Source organism: Lentilactobacillus hilgardii DSM 20176 = ATCC 8290 (genome assembly GCF_000159315.1).
GTDB classification, from domain to species: Bacteria; Bacillota; Bacilli; order Lactobacillales; family Lactobacillaceae; genus Lentilactobacillus; species Lentilactobacillus hilgardii.
In genome coordinates, this window is record NZ_GG669996.1 from 48,944 (window position 1) to 50,147 (window position 1,204).

Below are 1,204 nucleotides of genomic sequence, written 5' to 3' on the forward strand. Positions count from 1 at the left end.
AGAGTTTATGGAACTCTTTCCTACAAGCTTAATGTTTGTCCGTATTGTGCTCAACGACAGGTCGTTTGTAATGGCCATAAAACAGCATATGTTAGACTGCCAAACGTTAGCGGGCGCACCGTTATTTTGATTCTTCGCAAACAGCGTTTTCGCTGCAAGGCTTGTGGTAAAACAAGTATCGCTCAAACACCAGTCGTTAGAAGACAACATCAAATCTCTGAAAATACGCGGCATGCCATCGACAAGTCTTTAATTGAAGATCGAACGATGAGAAGTATTGCAGATCAGTATAATGTTTCGACTAACTTCGTTAGTCGCCGCATTTTAGCGCTCGGTAAGCAGACCATGCCAGCGTATGACGGTCTTCCGAAAACCTTATGCATTGATGAATTTCGTTCAACTTCTAACCAAATGAGCTTCATTACAATTGATGGACAAAAGCATGATATTATCACCATTTTACCTGGTCGACAGACTAATGAAATTAAACAATTTTTTCTAAACCATTATTCGCTAAAAAATCGTGAACAGGTTACTCAGGTTGTAATGGATCTCAACGCACAATACCAAACTGTTATTCGTTATCTGTTTCCTAACGCCAAATTAATCGTCGACAACTTTCACTTGGTTCAAATGACCTTACGAGCCTTGAACCAAACTCGTGTCCAGTTAATGAAAAAGTATCACCCAGATACCCCCGAATACCGAGTGTTAAAACCGTATTGGCGCCTGTATCTTATGAACTATGAAGCTCTTGAGAAAAGTCAATCACAATGGTTTTCACATTTACGAAACAGACTGACTCAAGAACAACTTATCTGGTCTGGTTTAAATCTCAGTCATGAGTTTGAAAATACTTACTTCACCGCTCATAAACTCGTCGAAGCTTTTCGTAACCGAGACTATGCAGCTTTTACTGCGACGCTTGATGAGGTTGAGAACGTTAGTCCTCAACTCTTTACGACCATCAAAACGTTTATTAAAAATAAAAAGCTCATCCAAAATATGACCAGTAGTACACTTTCCAACGGTCCCATTGAAGGCGTCAATCGAAAGATTAAACAGATTAAGCGGACAGCATACGGATACCGGAACTGGAAAAACTTTGTTTTTCGTATTCAAATTGAATTTAAAATCAGAGTAAAGAAAAGGAACCCCGTTCGCAAGTGAACGAAGTTCCACATAAATCCTCCATCAACACCCG

The 1,204-nt window shown here is 39.7% G+C and carries 1 protein-coding gene; it reads left to right on the top strand.

From position 1 onward, the window contains the following. Nucleotides 1–1,170, top strand: a 1,170-nt coding sequence (locus HMPREF0519_RS10870) for an ISL3 family transposase (RefSeq protein WP_003636175.1), incomplete at its 5' end; no start/stop codon positions are given. Nucleotides 1,171–1,204: the final 34 nt, after the last annotated feature.